Raw genomic sequence first — 17696 nt, forward strand, 5'->3', positions numbered from 1 at the left:
GGGATCTGCGACTTCCGCGCGATCGTCGCCAACGCGTCCGCGTCGTCCTGCGTCGGACACGCCACCCGCACGATCTGGCACCCCGACGCCGTCAGTTCCGCGATCTGCTGCAACGTCGCACCGATGTCCGACGTACGCGTCGTCGTCATCGACTGCACCGACACCGGCGCCCCGCCCCCGACCGCCACCGGCCCGACGTCGATCCGCCGCGACACTCGCCGCTCGCCGATCGGCCGGGCCGGTACCTCGGGGACGCCCAGAGGAATGGCGGCCATGCCGTCAGTCCCGGTTCCCGGAGATGGTCTCGCGCATGGCGCGCAGGGACTCCTTCAGCGATCCCATGGTGGCCAGCACGGCCGTGGGTTCGTAGCCGCAGTGCGCCATGCAGTTGGCGCAGCGCGGGTCCTTGCCCCGGCCGTACTTGTCCCAGTCGGTGTCCTCGATGAGCTCCCGGTACGTCGGCACGTACCCGTCGCTCATCAGGTAGCAGGGGCGCTGCCAGCCGAAGAGGGAGTAGTTCGGGATCGCCCAGGCGGTGCACGGGAAGTCGACCTTGCCCTCGAGGAAGTCGAGGAACAGCGGGGAGTGGTTCAGCCGCCAGCGGCCCCTGTTTCCGCCCGCGAAGGCCTTCCTGAACAGCTCACGGGTCTGCTCCACGCCCAGGAAGTGCTCCTGGTCGGGCGCCTTCTCGTAGGCGTAGGCCGGTGAGATCATCATCTCGTCGACCTTGAGGTCGTCGTTGAGGAAGTTGAGCACCTCGACGACGGTCTGCGGGGTGTCGGTGTTGAAGAACGTGGAGTTGGTGGTCACCCGGAAGCCGCGCCGCTTGGCCTCCTTGATGGCCTCCACCGCCTCGTCGAACACGCCCTCCTTCGCCACCGACTCGTCGTGCCGATCGCGCAGGCCGTCGATGTGCACCGCGAAGGCGAAGTAGGGGGACGGCTTGAACTTGTCCATCTTCTTGCGCATCAGCAGCGCGTTGGTGCACAGGAAGACGTACTTGCGCTTGGCCACCAGCTGCCGGACGATCTCGTCGATCTGCGGGTGCATCAGGGGCTCACCGCCCGCGATGGACACCATCGGCGCACCGGACTCCAGTACCGCTCCCACCGCCTGGGCGACGGGCATGCGCTGCTTGAGCACTCCGGCCGGATGCTGGATCTTGCCGCAGCCCTCGCACTTGAGGTTGCAGGCGAAAAGCGGTTCGAGTTCGACGATCAGCGGGAACTTGTCCCGCTTGCGCAGCTTCTGTTCGGCCAGGTATGTGGCGACTTTGACGGACTGGCGCAGCGGCATGGCCATCTGGCTCACCTCCGGGGGAGCAGCACATTACGGTGCCATTCGAAAAAAGTCGGCAGGACGGAACGAAGAACACGGAAGGCTGATATTCCACCGCGCACCGTACCGATACGGACGAGTTCATGTTCTGGAGCGTCCACGACCACCCGCACGGCCGCAACGGGGCGCACGCCCGTGCGCACGGCGCTCAGAAGCGTGGCCGCCGACTCCATGTCGACAGCGATCGCGCCGGTGGCGCGCAGATCGGACCGCTCGGGGCCGCGCACGACGTGATCGGAGCCGGTGAGCGGCCCGGTGTGCACGGTGCGCCCGGGCAGGGTGCGGGTGAGTTCCTTGACGAGCAGTTCGGTGCCCACACAGGGGACGGTGCCGTGCGGGTCCCGGGTCTCCTCGGCGACGACGAGGTCGCCGGGGTGCATGCCCGGGGCGAGCCCCGCGCAGAAGCCGGTGGCGAGCACCGCGGCCCGGTCCAGCGGGGGGCCGGCGAGGACCCGGGTGACGGAGCGTTCCGCCGCCTTGGGCCCCATGCCCGTCCGCAGGACGGTGACCGGCCCGCCGGCTCCGCCGCGGTCGCCGGCGCGCAGGGCGAGACGCTCGATGCCGAGCGCGCAGGCGATCAGCAGCGGGGCCGGTCCGGGCCGTGTGCGCATCAGCTCCCCTTGGCCTCGGCGCCGGGCCGGCCGGCGAGGGCACCGGCGGGGCGTCGCCGGCCGGTGAGGGGCTCGCCGTGCACATACCGGCCGAGCGCGGTGAGCGGGAAGACCTGCCGGTACAGGTGGTAGTTGATGGAGAAGTCCCAGGGGAAGCCGGTGCCGGTGAAGTACGGCTCGTCCCAGGAGCCGTCCTCCTGCTGGGTGGCCGCGAGCCACTCGACGCCGCGCTCGACGGCCTTGGAGTCCTGCTCCCCCGCGGCCAGCAGGGCCATCAGGGCCCAGGCGGTCTGCGAGGCGGTGGAGGCGCCCCTGCCTCTCCACTCCCCGACGTCCTTGTAGGAGCGCAGGTCCTCGCCCCAGCCGCCGTCGTCGTTCTGCACGCTCTCCAGCCAGCTCACCGCGCGGCGGACGGCCGGATGGGAGCCGGGCAGGCCCGCGGCGGTCAGCGCGGGCACGACCGACCCGGTGCCGTAGAGGTAGTTGACGCCCCAGCGGCCGAACCACGAGCCGTCCGGCTCCTGTTCGGCCAGCAGCCATTCGATGCCGCGCCGGGTGCGCGGATCGTGGGTCAGGCCCTCGGCGGCGAGCATCTCCACGACGTGCGCGGTGACGTCCGCCGAGGGCGGGTCGATCACCTCGCCGAAGTCGCAGAACGGCAGCCGGTTGGGGAACAGGCTGGTGTTGTCGGCGTCGAAGGCTCCCCAGGCGCCGTCCTTCGACTGCATCCCGAGGTTCCAGCGCACCCCGCGCCCGATGGCCTTGTCCAGCCGCTCCGGATCGTGGTGCCTGACCCGGCGCAGGGCGAGGACGACCTCGGCGGTGTCGTCGATGTCCGGGTAGTTGTCGTTGTGGAACTCGAACGCCCAGCCGCCGGGCGGCAGTCCGGGACGGCGCACCGACCAGTCGCCGGGGCGGACGATCTGCTCGCCCAGCATCCAGTCGGCGGCCTTGACCAACTGCGGGTGGTCGGCGGGCAGTCCGGCGTCGGCGAGGGCGATGGTGGCCAGGCAGGTGTCCCACACCGGCGACTGGCAGGCCTCGATCATGCGGGCGCCGTCCTCGCGCCACACGGCGTAGCGGTCCAGAGACTTCAGGCCCGCCCGCATCACCGGATGTTCGAGGTCGTAGCCGAGCAGGTACAGGGCGATGACCGAGTACACGGCCGGCGGCTGGATGCCGCCCCAGCAGCCGTCGTTCTCCTGCCGCTCGATGATCCAGCGGGCGGCCGAGTTCATGGCGGCCTCGCGCACCTTGCGCACGGCGACGCCGCGGTAGCCGCGCACGACCATGTCGAGCCGCTGGAACAGTCCGTCCCAGGTGCGCGCCGGGGCGAGCGGCCGCGGCGGCCGGGGGCTGCCGGGGTCGGTGTGCAGTTCGTCGAGCGGGAACGGGGCCGGACGCACCGGGCGTTTGGCCGAGACGACGGTCAGGGGCACGATCGTCTGCCGCGCCCAGCACCCGAAGTTGTAGATGTTGAGCGGGAACCACTTGGGGAACCAGATCAGCTCGGGAGGCAGTTCCGGCAGGTCCTCCCACTTCCACCAGCCGAACAGGGCGAGCCAGATCCGGGTGAAGACACGGGAGGCCGCGATGCCGCCCTGCTCGCGCACCCAGGCGGAGGCCCGGGCCATGTGGGGTTCGTCCGGCGTGTCGCCGGCCAGCCGGAGGGCGACGTAGGCCTCGATGGTGGTGGAGAGTTCGCCCGGGCCGCCGTAGAAGGTGGCCCAGGTGCCGTCCTCGCGCTGCTCCCCGCGGATGAACAGCGCGGCGGCCCGGGTGGTGTCCTCCTCCAGGATGCCCAGGAACTGGCGCAGGAGCAGGTCCTCGGCGTCCATGGTGACGTTCGTCTCGAGGTCGCCCTTCCACCAGCCCTCGGCGTCCTGCTGGGCGAGCAGGAAGTCGGTGGCCCGCCGGACGGCGGCCGCGGCGGCTTCTTGTACCCCGGCCGCCTCGGGGGTGCTGAGTACGGTTTCACTGGCCGCGGCAGCACGGGTCGGCAGTGTCGCCCCGGTGCTTCCGTCGGTCGTCGCTGTCATGGCTTCCCCTTCGTGCAGTCGTGCAAGTCGTGCTGCTGTGGGTCCGCCGTCGGCCGGTGCCTGAAACCACCTTGCAGCACCGGCCGGCGACTACGCGAGGCTGGTTCGACCGATAGTGATCATCTCTCTCGTACGACGACGAAGTCGGCGAGCGCCGTGAACGCGGCCCGTACCCGCTCGGGCATGTCGACGGCGTCGAGGGCTTCGATGGCGATGGTGTGCTGACGGCGCGCCTCCTCGGCCGTCCACTCCCGGCCGCCCGCCTCCTCGATGAGGGCGGCGCGGGCCGCGAACTCCTCCTCGGAGAAGTTCGCGAAGTCGCTGCTCTTGGCGTCGGCGGCGAGGATCTCGCCGAGCCGCTCGGAGGCCGGGCCGCCCGCCGCGAGCGCGGCGACGACCGGCAGGGACTTCTTGCGCTGGCGCAGATCGCTCCAGGTCTGCTTGCCGGTGGCCCCCGGGTCGCCCCAGATGCCGAGGAGGTCGTCGACGGCCTGGAAGGCCAGGCCGAGGTGGTACCCGTACGTCTCCAGGGTGTCGGCGGTGCGGTCGTCCGCGCCGCCGAGGACCGCGCCGACGGAGGAGGCGCAGGCGAGCAGGGCGCCGGTCTTGTTGCCCTCCATCTCCAGGCACTCGGCGACGCTGACCCGGTCTCGGTGCTCGTAGGAGATGTCCTGCGCCTGACCGTCGATCAGGGCGAGGGTGGCGCTGGTCAGGCGGCGGGCGGCGCGCCCGGCCTCGGCGGTGCCCGGTTCGAGGAGCACCTCGTTGGCCAGCGCGAACAGGGCGTCGCCGACCAGGATGGCCTGGGCGGGGCCGTGCACCTTCCAGACCGTGTCGCGGTGGCGGCGCTGTTCGTCGCCGTCCATCAGGTCGTCGTGCAGCAGGGAGAAGTTGTGGACGAGCTCCACGGCGACCGCGCCGGGCACACCGGCCTCGGGCGCGGCCCCGGCGACCTCGGCGGAGAGCACGGCCAGCGCCGGGCGCACGGCCTTGCCGCCGTCCCCGGCCGCCGGGTTGCCCTGAGCGTCGATCCAGCCGAAGTGGTAGGCGGCGACAGTGTCCATGGGGGGCGCCAGGCGGTCGACGGCCGCCCGCAGTACCGGCGTGGCCAGGGTCCGGCCGCGCTCCAACAGCGCGGTCACGTCCACCGCGGTCCTCCGAGCGGCCGTCGAGGCCGGGGGCACAGTGGGCACAGTCTCTCCTCTTGTTGCGGTGCCGGAGGTGCGGGGGCCTGCCACGGGCTGCTGATCGAACGTCATGCCGCCGCCTCCTCGATGGCGAAGAGACGGCTCGGGCGGGGCCGGCCCAGGGCGCTCAGCGCGGCCTCGGCCGCCTTCACACCGCTGCGGACCGCACTCTCCATGGTCGCGGGCCACCCTGTGGCGGTCCACGCTCCGGCCAGGTACAGGCCGGGTGCCTTGGTACGGGCGCCGGGCCGCAGCCGTCCGACGCCGGGGGCCGGGGCGAACGTCGCCGTGCGCTCCCGGGTCACGAAGAAGTCCTTCACCTCGGCCCGGCGGGCGCGGGGCAGCAGCCGCCTCAGTTCGGGCAGATAGCGCTCGCGCAGCACGGCGACCGGCGCGTCGATCTCGTCCTGCGCCACCGACTGGGACACCGCGAGGTACTGACCGTGCTTCAGGCCGGCCGCCTCGGTGCGGTCGAAGACCCACTGCACGGGGGTGCCGATGGCCGCGAAGAAGGGCGCGTTGAGCACCGTGCGGTCGTAGACGACGTGGGCGTTGAGGATCGGCGCGGTGCCGATCCTGAGCAGCCGGTCCGGCGCGTCCAGGGCGCCGGACGGCAGCAGGCCGTGGGCCTCGCGCTGCGGTACGGCGAGGACGACCGCGTCGGCGAGCAGGTTCTCACCGGGAACCTGAACGTTCCAGCTCCCGTCCGCGTCGAGGGAGACGGAGGTGACGCGTGTTCGGACCTCGGTACGCACGCCCGCGGAGTCGAGCGCCCTGCGAGCCAGCCGGTCGTGCAGTTCGCCCAGCGGGACGCGGGCCCAGCCGATGTCGGCCGCTCCCGGGTCGGACAGCAGTCCGGTCTTGAACACCATCGCGGCGAGCCCGAGCGAGGCGTCGCCGGCGACCGCGTTGAGGGTGGCGACCCCGACCAGGTCCCACAGCGCCTCCACGGCGCGCGCCGACTGGCCGTGCTCGGCCAGCCAGGTGCCGAAGTTCTGTGCGTCCAGGGTCGGGTCGGACAGGTCGAGGCCCTTGAGCGCGAGCGCGGCGCGGCCCACCCGGGCCCGCTCGGCGAGCGAGAGGTGCGGGTAGGTGGCGAGGCTGCGCCCCAGGTGCAGGGGCACGGGCAGCGCGTCGCGCCGCAGCGTGCCCAGCCGCCGGCCCTCGGGTCGCGCCACGTCGACGACGGGCACCTCGAGGCGGTCCTGCAGCGGGGCGAGCTCGGCGCCGCCGATCCGGTCGAGGAACCAGCGGTAGGCGGTGCAGCAGCGCAGGTACACGTGCTGCCCGTTGTCGATGGTGAGGTCGCCGCGCTGGAAGGAGAAGGCGAGCCCGCCCAGGCGGGGTCTGCCCTCGAGGAGCGTGACGCGCATTCCGGCGTCGGCGAGCGCGAGCGCGGAGGTGAGGCCGGCCAGGCCGCCGCCGACCACGACGGCGTGCCGTCCGGCCGGTCCCGTGACGTCGTCGAGCGGTCCGTCGCGCCGTGTGCCGTCGGTCATCGTGCGCCCTCCCCTGTGCGTCCGCCGCGATGGGCGGGGACCTCGCGGGCGACCGTTGCCGTCAGGGACGCCGCCCGGCACCCGAGGGTTGCCCGCTTCTTCTCACCGGTGGCCCCACCGTGCGGTGACTTCGCCATCAGGCACGCCTCCTGACGGTCTGCCGGGACACGTACCGCGCGTCGAGGCCCGACAGGCCGCGCACGGCGACGTACGCCTTCTCGTGTCCGGGCAGCGAGACCCGGCCGCGCAGCACGGCCTCCGGCTCGCGCTCGATGCGGTCGAGCAGGCGGCGGTAGATGCCGGCCATGGCGGCGACGCAGGCGCCGCTGCGCCGGTCCAGCAGGGGCAGCAGCCGGTAGCCCTCGGCGAACAGGGCGCGGGCCCGTCGCACCTCGAAGTGCACCAGGCCCGCGAAGTCGGAGCCCTCCGGCGGCGTCGGGCCGTTGAACCCGGCCGAGCAGCCGAACTTGGCGAGGTCGTCGGCGGGCAGGTAGGTGCGGCCGCCCTCGGCGTCCTCGCGGACGTCTCTGAGGATGTTGGTCAGTTGCAGCGCGAGCCCCAGCGTGTCGGCGTACTCGGAGGCGCGTTCGGCGCCGCGCGCGCCCGGTTCGGTGCCGAACACGCCGAGGGAGAGGCGTCCGATGGCCCCGGCCACGCAGCGGCAGTAGACCTTCAGGTCCTCCCAGGTCTCGTAGCTCTCGCCGCGGACGTCCTTCAGGACGCCGTCGATGAGTTCGTCCAGGCCGCCGAGCGGGATCGGGAAGACCCGGGCGGCATGGGCGAGGGCGACGGCCACGGGGTCGGTGTCGTCGTCCTCGACGGCGCCGTCGCGGACCCGGCCGAGCAGCGCCCGCGTGTCCTCCAGACGGGTGATCTTCACGTCGTCGGGCAGCGCTCCGTCGCCGATGTCGTCGACGCGCCGGGAGAACGCGTACAACGCCGACATCGCCCGCCGCTTGGCCGACGGCAGCAGTCTGATGCCGTAGGCGAAGTTGCGGGCCTGCTGCCCTGTGACCGCCTCGCAGTAGCTGTAGGCGGCGAGCACCGGCGCGGACACGTGTTCCGACTCCACGGCCCGGATCACCCCTCTCCTCGCAGAGTCACGCCCACCTCGCGCAGCAACCGGGTCCTCCCGGGCTTGGGTGGGCCGGGAAGTACGTCGTATTCGGCGGCGGCGATCGCCTGGATCGCCGCCCTTCCCCCCGCCACGAACCCCGCGAGCAGCAGCTTCAGCCTGCCGTGGACGCTACCCACCAGGGGGGCGCCTTCATTCAGCAGACCGCGGGCGCGTTCCGCCTCGTACGCGACCAGTGCGCGCAACGACGCGCCCGCGGAGGCCGCGGCGAGATCGGACTCCTGCACGTGGAAACGTTTCATGTCGGCGGCGGGCAGATAGATGCGGTCCCGTCCGAGGTCCTCCCGGACATCCTGGAGGTGCTCGACGATCTGGAGGGCGGTGCAGACGGCGTCGGAGCGGCGGATCCGCTCGGGGGTCGAGGTGCCGGTGACGGCGAGGACGAGGCGGCCCACGGGGTTGGCGGACAGTTCGCAGTAGGCGAGGAGGTCGTCGTAGGTCTCGTACCGGGTGACGATTTGGTCCTGGCGGTTGGCGGCGATCAGACCGAGGAACGGCTCGGGGGTCAGCGAGCGGCGGCGGACGGTGGGCTGGAGCCGGCGCAGCAGGGGATGGCGCGGGGTGCCGTCGAAGACCCGGCGCAGATCGGCCTCGAAGGCGTCGAGGAGGACCAGGCGGTCCTCGGCCTCGTCGGGCGACACGCCGAGCAGCCGGGCGTCCGCGCCGCCGGGGGCCAGGTCGCCGTCGCCGATGTCGTCGACGAGGCGGGCGAAGCCGTAGACGGCCATCAGGTCGGCACGCCAGGCTCTGGGCAGGAAGAACGGTGCCACGGGGAAGTTCTCACCCGCGGCCTTGTCGAGAGTGGCGCGCTCGTGGTCGCGCGCCGTCGGTGTCCACGTCATCGTCCACTGCCCGGCACGGTGGCGGCACCTGCTGCGTTGAGCTGGGGAGTTTCCGTAGCCATTGCCGTCACATCTCCCGTTCTACACTGCCGACCCAACACACACTATTTCGGACACGCCGCCCGGCCGTCCGCCCGGCGGCGTCGGCGGAGGGTGTCGCGCATTATCTCCCCACTTGCCGCTTTCCGGGACCGGTACAGCTTACGTTGTACAACGCAGCGAGCCGCGCGGGGGGTGTCCGCACATCACAACAACACACCGATTGCCGTCAAGATTCCTCAGGACGGCGCGAGTTGACACATCCTTTGCGGACGGGAGCCCCGCCGGACACGTTCCGGCGGGGCCCTGGCGCCTGCGGGCTACTTGCCCGTGAACTTCTCGTACTCCTTGAGCACCTCGTCGGTGGGGCCGTCCATGCGCAGTTCTCCGCGCTCCAGCCACAGCACCCGGTCGCAGGTGTCGCGGATCGACTTGTTGTTGTGGCTGACCAGGAAGACGGTGCCGGCCTCCTTGCGCAGTTCCCGGATGCGCGCCTCGGAGCGCTTCTGGAACTTGCGGTCGCCGGTGGCCAGGGCCTCGTCGATCATGAGGACGTCGTGGTCCTTGGCGGCGGCGATGGAGAAGCGGAGCCGGGCGGCCATGCCGGAGGAGTAGGTGCGCATCGGGAGCGTGATGAAGTCGCCCTTCTCGTTGATGCCGGAGAAGTCGACGATCCCCTCGTAGCGCTCCCTGATCTGCTCGTGCGACATGCCCATGGCGAGCCCGCCCAGGATGACGTTGCGCTCGCCCGTGAGGTCGTTCATCAGCGCCGCGTTCACACCGAGCAGCGAGGGCTGGCCGTCGGTGTAGACCCGGCCCTTCTCGGCGGGCAGCAGTCCGGCGATGGCACGCAGCAGCGTGGACTTGCCGGAGCCGTTGGAGCCGATCAGGCCGATCGCCTCGCCGCGGTGGGCGACGAAGGAGACGCCCCTGACGGCGTGCACCTTGCGCACGCCCCGCGCCTCGTCGTCGGAGCCCCGCCTGAGGATGCGGCTGAGTGCGGCGGTGGCACTGCCCTTGCCGGTCCTGGTGCCGTTGACGCGGTAGACGATGTGCAGCTCGTCCGCGATCACGGTGGGCACCCGCGGCCCGTCGTCACGCGTGTCATGGTGGTGGTCCCGGTCAGCCACGGCCGTACCTCTCCTCAGCCTTCCAGAAGTACACGAAGCCGCCGACGAAGACGAGCACCGCCCAGCCGAGGGCGCCGGCCCAGACGTGCGGCGGCAGGTGCGAGGAGTCGTAGCCGTCGATCAGCGCGAAGCGGATCAGATCCATGTAGATGGCGGCGGGGTTGACCTGCATCAGCCGGATGACCCACTCGGGCTTCCCCGCGAGCATGCCGCTGAGGGAGAACATCACGCCCGACGCGTACATCCAGGTCCGCGTGACGAACGGCATGAGCTGGGCGAGGTCGGGGGTCTTGGCTCCCAGCCGGGCCATGATCAGCGCAAGGCCGGTGTTGAACAGGACCTGCAGCGCCAGCGCCGGCACGATCAGCAGCCAGGACAGGGCCGGGTAGCTGCCGAAGGCGATGACCACGATGAACAGCACGATCATCGAGTACAGCAGTTGCTGGAGCTGCTGGAGCGCGAACGAGATCGGCAGGGAGGCGCGCGGGAAGTGCAGCGCGCGCACCAGCCCGAGGTTGCCGGAGATGGCGCGCACGCCGGCCATGACCGAGGTCTGGGTGAAGGTGAACACGAACACCCCGGTCACCAGGAACGGGATGTACGTGTGCCGGTCGAGTCCCCGGGTGGCGTGGATGAGGACGCCGAAGATGAAGTAGTAGACGGCGGCGTTCAGCAGCGGTGTCGCCACCTGCCAGAGCTGGCCGAGCTTGGCCTGGCTGTACTGGGCGGTCAGCTTCGCCCGGGAGAAGGCCAGGATGAAGTGGCGCCGCCCCCAGAGCTGCCGGACGTACTCCCTCAGCGAGGGCCGGGCGCCGCTGACGGACAGCCCGTACTTGTCGGCAAGCTGGGCCGCGGTGAGGCCCTCGTCGGGCGACGGAGCCGCGCCGAGGGCGACGCCGCCGTCATGCGTTGTCTCACTCACAAGTGGAAACTTTCGTCTTCGAAATGCGCTGCCAGTGCGGATGTACGGGCGTGGCTGAAGCAGCGGCCGGGAGGGGCCCGGGTACCCGCGGGAACGAGCTTGTCAGATGACCGGCGGCCGGCCCAGCCGGGTGAGTCGCCACACCGTACGCCACTTCATGGGCCGCCGCGGACCGCAGGGTGTGGCCCAGCCCTCCCGGAAACCGCCCAACCAGGCCTTCAGGGCCGGACGCGAGGGGCGGCGGGCGAGGGTGAGCAGCAGCCAGACCCCCAGATAGACCGGGACGAGCGGCACCGGGAGGTTGCGGCGGGCCAGCCACACCCGGTTGCGGGCCACCATGCGGTGGTACACCGCGTGCCGCGACGGCGCGGTCGTCGGGTGGTACAGCACCATGTCGGACCGGTAGTCGATCATCCAGCCCGCGTCGAGGGCCCGCCATGCCAGGTCGGTTTCCTCGTGGGCGTAGAAGAACTCGTCCGGCAGGCCGCCGACTTCCGCGAAGACCCGGGTGCGTACGGCGTTGGCGCCGCCGAGGAAGGTGGTCACCCGGGAGGAGCGCATCGGGTCGGAGGCGCGCAGCCGCGGCACATGGCGGCGCTGGGTGACACCGGTGTCGGGGTCGGCGATGCGGAAGCTGACGATGCCGAGCCGGTCGTCGTCGGCGAAGGCCCGGCGGCACAGCTCGGCGGTGTCGCTCCGGGCGAGCAGGCCGTCGTCGTCGAGGAAGAGCAGGATGTCGACGTCTGCGCCGGCCGGGCCGAAGGCCTCGATGCCGACGTTGCGGCCGCCGGGGATGCCGAGGTTCTCCTCCAGCTCGATGGTCCGGACGCCCTCGGGGAGGTCCGGGACGGGCGAGCCGTTGCCGACGACCACCACCTCGACACGGTCGCCGTCCTGCTTGGCGACCGAGTCGAGCAGGGCGCGCAGTTCCTCGGGCCGGTTGCCCATGGTGATGACGACGGCGCCGACCTTGAGCGGAGCGTTCGAAGACGTCACGCCGCTCACCTCAGCCTGCTGGAGGCGAGGACGGACACCAGGTGCAGCAGGGTCTGCAGCAGCGCGATGCCGGCGAGCACGGCCGTGCCGAGCCGGGTGAAGAACAGGTCGCCCCTGACCGCGTCGGCGATGGCGAGGACCAGGATCAGCAGGGACGCCTCGATCCCGAGGATCAGGCGGTGGAACTTGAGGGCCGCGGCGGCCCGGCGGGCCAGCGCCATGCCGGAGGAACGCGGTTCGGCTGCGCTCTCCTTGACCGGCGGCAGCCCGGCCTGGTGGCGGGCGACGCCGACGAGGTCGGTCTCGGCCTTGATCAGGATCGCGCCGAGGGCGGCCAGGGTCCCGAGGAAGGCCCACAGCCAGTCGATCCGCCCGGACCCCCACAGATCGGCGGCGCGCAGCCCGAGCCCGACCAGGACCGCGGCGTCGGTGAGATAGGCCCCGACCCGGTCCAGGTAGACCCCGCCCAGCGAGAACTGCTGCTTCCAGCGGGCGATCTCGCCGTCGACGCAGTCCAGCAGCAGGTACAGCTGGACCATCAGCACACCGAGCACGGCGCCCGCGATCCCCGGCACCAGCAGGGCGGGGGCCGCGAGGACGCCGAAGACGGTCATCAGGTACGTGAGCTGGTTGGGCGTGACCCTGGTGCCCACCAGGTAGCGGTCCACCCGCAGGGACACCTCGCGCATGTAGAGGCGTCCCGCCCAGTGTTCTCCGCTGCGCCGGTCCTTCACCCCTGCCGGATGGACGACCGGTCTCAGTTCAGCTACCGATGGCCTTGACATAGTCGGCGTAGATGTCCTTGATCTGTTCGGTCTTGAGGTCGAGGTGTTCGAGGATCGTGTAGCGGCCGGGCCGGGTCTCCGGGGCGAACTCGACGACCCGGACGAACTCGTCCACCGTGAAGCCGATGTCCTTCGGCAGCACCGGCAGCTCGTGCCGGCGCAGCACCTCGGCCATGCCGGCCGACGCCTCGTGGGCCCCGCGCAGGTACATCGCGAAGGCCGCGCCCAGCCCGCACTGCTCCCCGTGGCTCGCGGCCCGCTTCGGGAACAGCAGGTCGAAGCCGTGGTTGATCTCGTGGCAGGCGCCGGAGGCGGGCCGCGAGTCGCCCGAGATCGACATGGCGACCCCCGTGAGGACCAGGGCCTCGGCGAGCACCTGGAGGAAGTCGCTGTCGCCGATGCCGCCCGGGTGCCGCAGCACCGCCTCGCCCGCCTGGCGGGCCATGGCCGCGGCCAGGCCGTCGATCTTCTCCCCGGTGACGCGGTGGGACAGCTCCCAGTCCGCGACGGCGGAGATGTTGGAAACGGCGTCTCCGATGCCGGAGCGCACGAAACGCGGCGGGGCCTCGCGGATCACGTCCAGGTCGATGAGGACGGCGATCGGGTTCGGCACACCGTACGAGCCGCGGCCCGCGTCGTTGTCGAGGGTGGCGACCGGGGAGCACAGGCCGTCGTGCGAGAGGTTCGTGGGCACGGCGACCAGGGGCAGGCCGACGCGTGCCGCGGCGAACTTGGCACAGTCGATGATCTTCCCGCCGCCCAGGCCCACGACCGCGTCGTAGCGGCCGGCCTTCATCTCGCCGGCCAGCCGGATCGCGTCGTCGAGGGTGCCGCCGCCGACCTCGTACCAGGTGGCGCCGGGCAGCGAGGGGGCGATCCGCTCGCGCAGCCGGGCGCCGGAGCCGTTGCTGACGGCGACGGCGAGCCTGCCGGAGTGCGAGATGCGCTCGTCGGCGAGCACACTCGCCAGGTCGTCGAGGGCGCCGCGGCGGATTTCCACCACCACCGGCGACGGGATGAGCCGGCTCAGTACAGGCACGCGATCCCCCGGCCCTTGGCGAGGTCGTCGTGGTTGTCGATCTCGACCCACTTGACGTCGCCGATCGGCGCCACGTCGATCGTGAAGCCGCGGTTGACGAGCTCCTGGTAGCCGTCCTCGTAGTACAGCTGCGGGTCCCGCTCGAAGGTGGTCTTCAGGGCGTCGGCCAGCTCGGGGGCGGCGTCGCCCTCGATGAGGGTGACACCGATGTACTCGCCGGTGGCCTCGGCCGGGTCCATGAGCTTGGTGATCCGCCGCACGCCCCGGTCGTCGGCGACGACCTTCATCTCCTCGTCGGCCAGCGACTTCACCGTGTCCAGGGCGAGGATTATCTTCCTGCCGTCGCCACGGGCGGCGAGCAGGGTCTTCTCGACGGAGACCGGGTGCACGGTGTCGCCGTTGGCCAGGATCACGCCGTCCTTGAGGGCGTCACGGCCGCACCACAGGGAGTAGGCGTTGTTCCACTCCTCGGCCTTGTCGTTGTCGATCAGAGTGAGCTTCAGGCCGTACTTCCGCTCCAGGGCCGCCCTGCGCTCGTACACGGCCTCCTTGCGGTAGCCGACGATGATCGCGGCCTCGGTCAGGCCGACCTCCGCGAAGTTGCCGAGGGTGAGGTCCAGGACCGTGGGGCCGTCCTCCGCGCCGTCGGGCCCCACCGGCACCAGCGCCTTGGGCAGGGTGTCGGTGTAGGGGCGCAGGCGCCGTCCGGCGCCGGCCGCCAGCACGAGGCCGATCATGCGGGTTCTCCTTCGTCGTGTACTGCGGGCGCGCCCCTCAGATGAGAGGCCACCCAGAAACGGATGCTCTCAACGAGCACCACCAGGGCGACGGCCACGGCGAGGACCGTGAGCGCGACCTGGAATTGCGAGGCGGTGAGCAGCGCGGCCAGCAGGGTGACGAGCAGCGTGCGCCCCTCCTGTCCTCCGAGGGCGCGCACCAGCCAGGCCGGCGGCGCTCCGGCGCTTCCGCGGATGCGGTACACCGTGTCGTAGTGATGGTAGGCGACGGCCGCCACCAGGCCGAAAGCCGCGGGAAGTGCTCCGTTCACGTCCGCTCGTGCCGCCAGCACCAGCACGGTGCCGTACTCGGCGACGCGGAACAGCGGGGGGACGAGCCAGTCGAGGGGGCCCTTGAGGGGCTGGGAGAGGGCCAGTCCCGAGAAGACGACGTAGAAGCAGGCGCCCATGAAAGGCATCCAGCGGTCGCCGTCGTACAGGCTCCCGGCGAGGAAGGCCACGCCGACCAGGGCGCGCAGCAGCGGGTGGTCCAGGTACCAGCGTGCGTTGGGATCACGCAGCTTGGCCACGAAGTCCGCGATCGGCCCGTTGTCCGCGAGGTCCGCCAGCGCCCGCGCGGCCCGGTCGGTGCGGCGTGCCTTGCGCGTCACCGACCGCAGGACGCGGCCCGCCGTGGTGTACGTCGCCGCCAGGGCGGAGCCGACGAGCAGCACGTAGAACGTGATGCGCGGGGTCGTGAGCGCCGTCAGGACCGCGATCATCGCCCAGCGCTCGCCGATGGGCAGGACGATCATCCGGCGCAGCCAGACCGTCCAGCCGAGGTTGTCGAGCCTGTCGGAGAGGGCGGCGGTGGGGCCGGCGTTGACGGTGGCGTCCGTGTCCCCGGCGTTCGCCTCGTTGAAGGAGAAGTCGACCACGTGCCGGCAGGTCTGGAGCACCATGGCGGCCAGGGCCAGGGCCCAGACGTCGTCGCCGCCGCGGGCGGCGCCCAGCGCGAGGCCGGCGTAGTAGGCGTACTCCTTGGCCCGGTCGAAGGTGGCGTCCAGCCAGGCGCCGAGGGTGGAGTACTGGAGCGAGTAGCGGGCCAGCTGGCCGTCGGCGGCGTCCAGCACGAACGAGGCGATCAGCAGCACGCCGGCGGCGACGAAGCCGGCGCGGGTGCCGGTGGCGGCGCAGCTCGCGGCTACGAGCGCGGTGAGCAGGGAGGCCGTGGTGACCTGGTTGGGGGTCAGGCCGCGGCGCGCGCACCAGCGGGCGACGTAGCGGGAGTACGGGCTGATGAAGAAGGTGGTGAAGAAGCCGTCTCGGGCCTTGACCGCCGACTTCAGGCGGACGGCCTCGTCGTCGACGGAGGCGACGGCCTGCCGCGCCTCGTTGCGGGTCTGGGGGTCTTCGGGCACGGCGGCGACGAGACTGCCGAGCGCGGGGCGGTGCACGTCGCAGCCGTCGGCGTCCAGGGCGGTGGAGATCCGGTCGGCGAGGCCGGCGACGGCGACCGCGGTGTGCCCGCCGTCGGAGTTCTCGCGGGCCATCGCGCGGGTCAGCGCCTGGCGGCCGGCCGGGCGGGCGGTCACCGCGCCGGGGACGGCGGCGAGCGGGAAGCGGGGGTCGGTCAGGCCCAGGCGCAGCGCGTGCAGATGGCCGACGAACCGGGCGTCGACGATGGCGACCCGCTGGTCACCGGGCACCTGGGCGAGCAGTGTCTCGGCGTCGGTGCCGTCCGAGGCGACCCGCACGTCGAATCCGAGGGACCGCAGATCGCCTTCGATCGACGATCCGGGGACCGGCTGGCCGGTCAGGATGGCGGTCGACAACCGAACTCACTCCCTGGGTGCCGACGTCTCCGCGCCGGTCGTGTGCATATGGGTGCGCCGCCTGCCTGTGGCGCCCGGGCGGCATGTCGGCAGAGGCTATCGGATGGCGGGAAGCCCTCGTTCACCGCCCGTTCACCGGCCCGACCGGCCCGGTCCGCGGCGGCCTGCGCCGCGATCATCATGGGTGATCCGGCCGCCGGGCCACAAACTCCGCACCAGAACGGACATTCGTCACATCCGGCTCCGCACGACGCCGGGGAGACCGCCCCGCGTCCCCGCTCCGGGCCCGTCGGACCAGCCCCTCCGCGGTGCGCCGCGGCGCCGTCGCGCACGCTGACCTGCGGTTCGTTTGCGCAGGTCAGGGGACATGACAACGGTGTTCAGTGCCGCGTTGCCCCATACCCCCGGCCCGTAGTTCACTGTGATCCCGGACGCAATACGGAAAGGGCGGTCATCCCATGGGGGCCGGTCACGACCACGGGCACGCGCACGGCGCCGGAGCGGGCGGCACGGCCGGCGCCGCGCACCGCGGCACGCTGCGCATCGCGCTGTCGATCACGCTCACCGTGATGGTGGTGGAGATCGTCGGCGGCCTGCTCGCGGACTCGCTGGCGCTGATCGCGGACGCCGCCCACATGGCCACCGACGCCCTCGGCCTCGGCATGGCGCTGCTGGCCATCCACTTCGCCAACCGCCCGCCGAGCGGGAACCGCACCTTCGGCTTCGCCCGCGCGGAGATCCTCGCCGCGCTCGCGAACTGCCTGCTGCTGCTCGGCGTCGGCAGCTATGTCCTCTACGAGGCGGTCGAGCGGTTCCTCACCCCGGCTCCCACCCAGGGTGGGCTGATGCTCGTGTTCGGCGCGATCGGCCTGGTGGCGAACTCGGTCTCCCTGATGCTGCTGATGCGCGGCCAGAAGGAGAGCCTGAACGTGCGCGGTGCCTTCCTTGAGGTGGCCGCGGACGCGCTCGGCTCGGTGGCCGTCATGATCTCGGCGGCCGTGATCCTGCTCACGGGCTGGCAGGCCGCCGACCCCGTCGCCTCCCTCGCCATCGGCGTGCTGATCGTGCCGCGCACCTTCCGGCTGCTGCGCGAGACCCTCGACGTGCTGCTGGAGGCGGCCCCGAAGAACGTCGACATGAACGAGGTGCGGGCGCACATCCTGGCGCTCGACGGCGTGGAGGACGTGCACGACCTGCACGCCTGGACGATCACCTCGGGTCTTCCGGTGCTCTCCGCGCACGTGGTCGTCCGCTCCGACGCGCTCAGCGCCACCGGCCACGAGAAGCTTCTGCACGAGCTCCAGGGCTGCCTCGGGGACCACTTCGACGTGGAGCACTGCACCTTCCAGCTGGAGCCGAGCGGGCACGCGGAGCACGAGGCGCGTCTGTGCCACTGACGGGCCTCTCCCCCGCGGCCCTGACCGGCCCGGGGCGCCCGGCGCGCACGGCGCCCGCGCCGCATCGCGGGGCTCGGCGTGCGCCCGCGTCCTCGCCGCAGGGAGTGTCCCAACGGTTCCGGGTGTGACCGGCCGGGCACGATCCCCAGCGGTGCCCGGCGGCTGTCGAGCCGCGGGACCACGGCG

Annotated in this window: 17 protein-coding genes; 1 reads left to right on the forward strand and 16 read right to left on the reverse strand. The window is 71.9% G+C overall.

Translation table 11 applies throughout. From position 1 onward, the window contains the following. The 16 genes from ACIOWN_RS22135 to ACIOWN_RS22210 form a co-directional block, all read right to left on the reverse strand. Positions 1 to 275 (reverse strand): flavodoxin-dependent (E)-4-hydroxy-3-methylbut-2-enyl-diphosphate synthase (locus tag ACIOWN_RS22135; RefSeq protein WP_401741802.1); only part of this gene is annotated, 275 nt, incomplete at its 3' end. A 4-nt stretch (positions 276 to 279) separates the two neighbouring features. Beyond that, positions 280 to 1302: an adenosyl-hopene transferase HpnH gene (gene hpnH, locus ACIOWN_RS22140; protein WP_362351483.1), complete on the reverse strand. Its 1023-nt coding sequence runs from the start codon at positions 1300 to 1302 to the stop codon at positions 280 to 282. Between the two features lie 5 nt (positions 1303 to 1307). Further along, positions 1308 to 1949: a 1-hydroxy-2-methyl-2-butenyl 4-diphosphate reductase gene (locus tag ACIOWN_RS22145; RefSeq protein ID WP_362351480.1), complete on the reverse strand. Its 642-nt coding sequence runs from the start codon at positions 1947 to 1949 to the stop codon at positions 1308 to 1310. Beyond that, positions 1949 to 3988, reverse strand: a complete 2040-nt coding sequence (gene shc, locus ACIOWN_RS22150; protein WP_401983165.1) for a squalene--hopene cyclase — start codon at positions 3986 to 3988, stop codon at positions 1949 to 1951. The genes ACIOWN_RS22145 and shc overlap by 1 nt, the downstream gene beginning before the upstream one ends. Before the next feature lie 119 nt (positions 3989 to 4107). After that, a complete protein-coding gene (locus ACIOWN_RS22155; RefSeq protein WP_362351522.1) occupies positions 4108 to 5172 on the reverse strand; it encodes a polyprenyl synthetase family protein in 1065 nt (354 codons plus the stop codon). Between the two features lie 71 nt (positions 5173 to 5243). Further along, the gene (gene hpnE, locus ACIOWN_RS22160) at positions 5244 to 6674 is read right to left on the reverse strand and encodes a hydroxysqualene dehydroxylase HpnE (RefSeq protein WP_362351474.1); all 1431 of its coding nucleotides are present in this window, start codon (positions 6672 to 6674) and stop codon (positions 5244 to 5246) included. After that, the gene (locus ACIOWN_RS22165; RefSeq protein WP_362351471.1) at positions 6671 to 6811 is read right to left on the reverse strand and encodes a DUF6380 family protein; all 141 of its coding nucleotides are present in this window, start codon (positions 6809 to 6811) and stop codon (positions 6671 to 6673) included. Before ACIOWN_RS22165 ends, hpnE begins: the two co-directional genes overlap by 4 nt. After that, positions 6811 to 7758: a presqualene diphosphate synthase HpnD gene (gene hpnD / locus ACIOWN_RS22170; protein ID WP_362351468.1), complete on the reverse strand. Its 948-nt coding sequence runs from the start codon at positions 7756 to 7758 to the stop codon at positions 6811 to 6813. The genes ACIOWN_RS22165 and hpnD overlap by 1 nt, the downstream gene beginning before the upstream one ends. Next, positions 7755 to 8651, reverse strand: coding sequence for a squalene synthase HpnC (gene hpnC, locus ACIOWN_RS22175; RefSeq protein WP_362351467.1), 897 nt, complete (start codon positions 8649 to 8651; stop codon positions 7755 to 7757). Before hpnC ends, hpnD begins: the two co-directional genes overlap by 4 nt. Positions 8652 to 9010: 359 nt before the next feature. Continuing rightward, positions 9011 to 9820, reverse strand: coding sequence for an ABC transporter ATP-binding protein (locus ACIOWN_RS22180; RefSeq protein WP_362351464.1), 810 nt, complete (start codon positions 9818 to 9820; stop codon positions 9011 to 9013). Further along, on the reverse strand, positions 9813 to 10742 hold the full coding sequence (locus ACIOWN_RS22185) for an ABC transporter permease (RefSeq protein WP_362351461.1): 930 nt from the start codon (positions 10740 to 10742) through the stop codon (positions 9813 to 9815). Before ACIOWN_RS22185 ends, ACIOWN_RS22180 begins: the two co-directional genes overlap by 8 nt. Before the next feature lie 102 nt (positions 10743 to 10844). Then, a complete protein-coding gene (locus ACIOWN_RS22190; protein ID WP_401983259.1) occupies positions 10845 to 11690 on the reverse strand; it encodes a glycosyltransferase family 2 protein in 846 nt (281 codons plus the stop codon). A gap of 53 nt (positions 11691 to 11743) precedes the next feature. Then, positions 11744 to 12523, reverse strand: a complete 780-nt coding sequence (locus ACIOWN_RS22195; protein ID WP_362351456.1) for a CDP-alcohol phosphatidyltransferase family protein — start codon at positions 12521 to 12523, stop codon at positions 11744 to 11746. Then, positions 12501 to 13562, reverse strand: a complete 1062-nt coding sequence (locus ACIOWN_RS22200; RefSeq protein WP_362351453.1) for an iron-containing alcohol dehydrogenase family protein — start codon at positions 13560 to 13562, stop codon at positions 12501 to 12503. Before ACIOWN_RS22200 ends, ACIOWN_RS22195 begins: the two co-directional genes overlap by 23 nt. Continuing rightward, positions 13550 to 14299, reverse strand: coding sequence for a sugar phosphate nucleotidyltransferase (locus ACIOWN_RS22205; RefSeq protein WP_401983166.1), 750 nt, complete (start codon positions 14297 to 14299; stop codon positions 13550 to 13552). Before ACIOWN_RS22205 ends, ACIOWN_RS22200 begins: the two co-directional genes overlap by 13 nt. Then, positions 14296 to 16113, reverse strand: coding sequence for a DUF5941 domain-containing protein (locus ACIOWN_RS22210; RefSeq protein WP_401983167.1), 1818 nt, complete (start codon positions 16111 to 16113; stop codon positions 14296 to 14298). The genes ACIOWN_RS22205 and ACIOWN_RS22210 overlap by 4 nt, the downstream gene beginning before the upstream one ends. A gap of 458 nt (positions 16114 to 16571) precedes the next feature. On the opposite strand from ACIOWN_RS22210, the gene ACIOWN_RS22215 reads away from it, so the two are divergent. Beyond that, positions 16572 to 17510 (forward strand): cation diffusion facilitator family transporter, encoded by a 939-nt coding sequence (locus tag ACIOWN_RS22215; protein ID WP_362351445.1) that lies wholly within the window; start codon positions 16572 to 16574, stop codon positions 17508 to 17510. The last annotated feature ends 186 nt before the right edge of the window (positions 17511 to 17696 follow it).

The organism is Streptomyces sp. NPDC087787 (assembly GCF_044743035.1).
Taxonomy (GTDB): domain Bacteria; phylum Actinomycetota; class Actinomycetes; order Streptomycetales; family Streptomycetaceae; genus Streptomyces.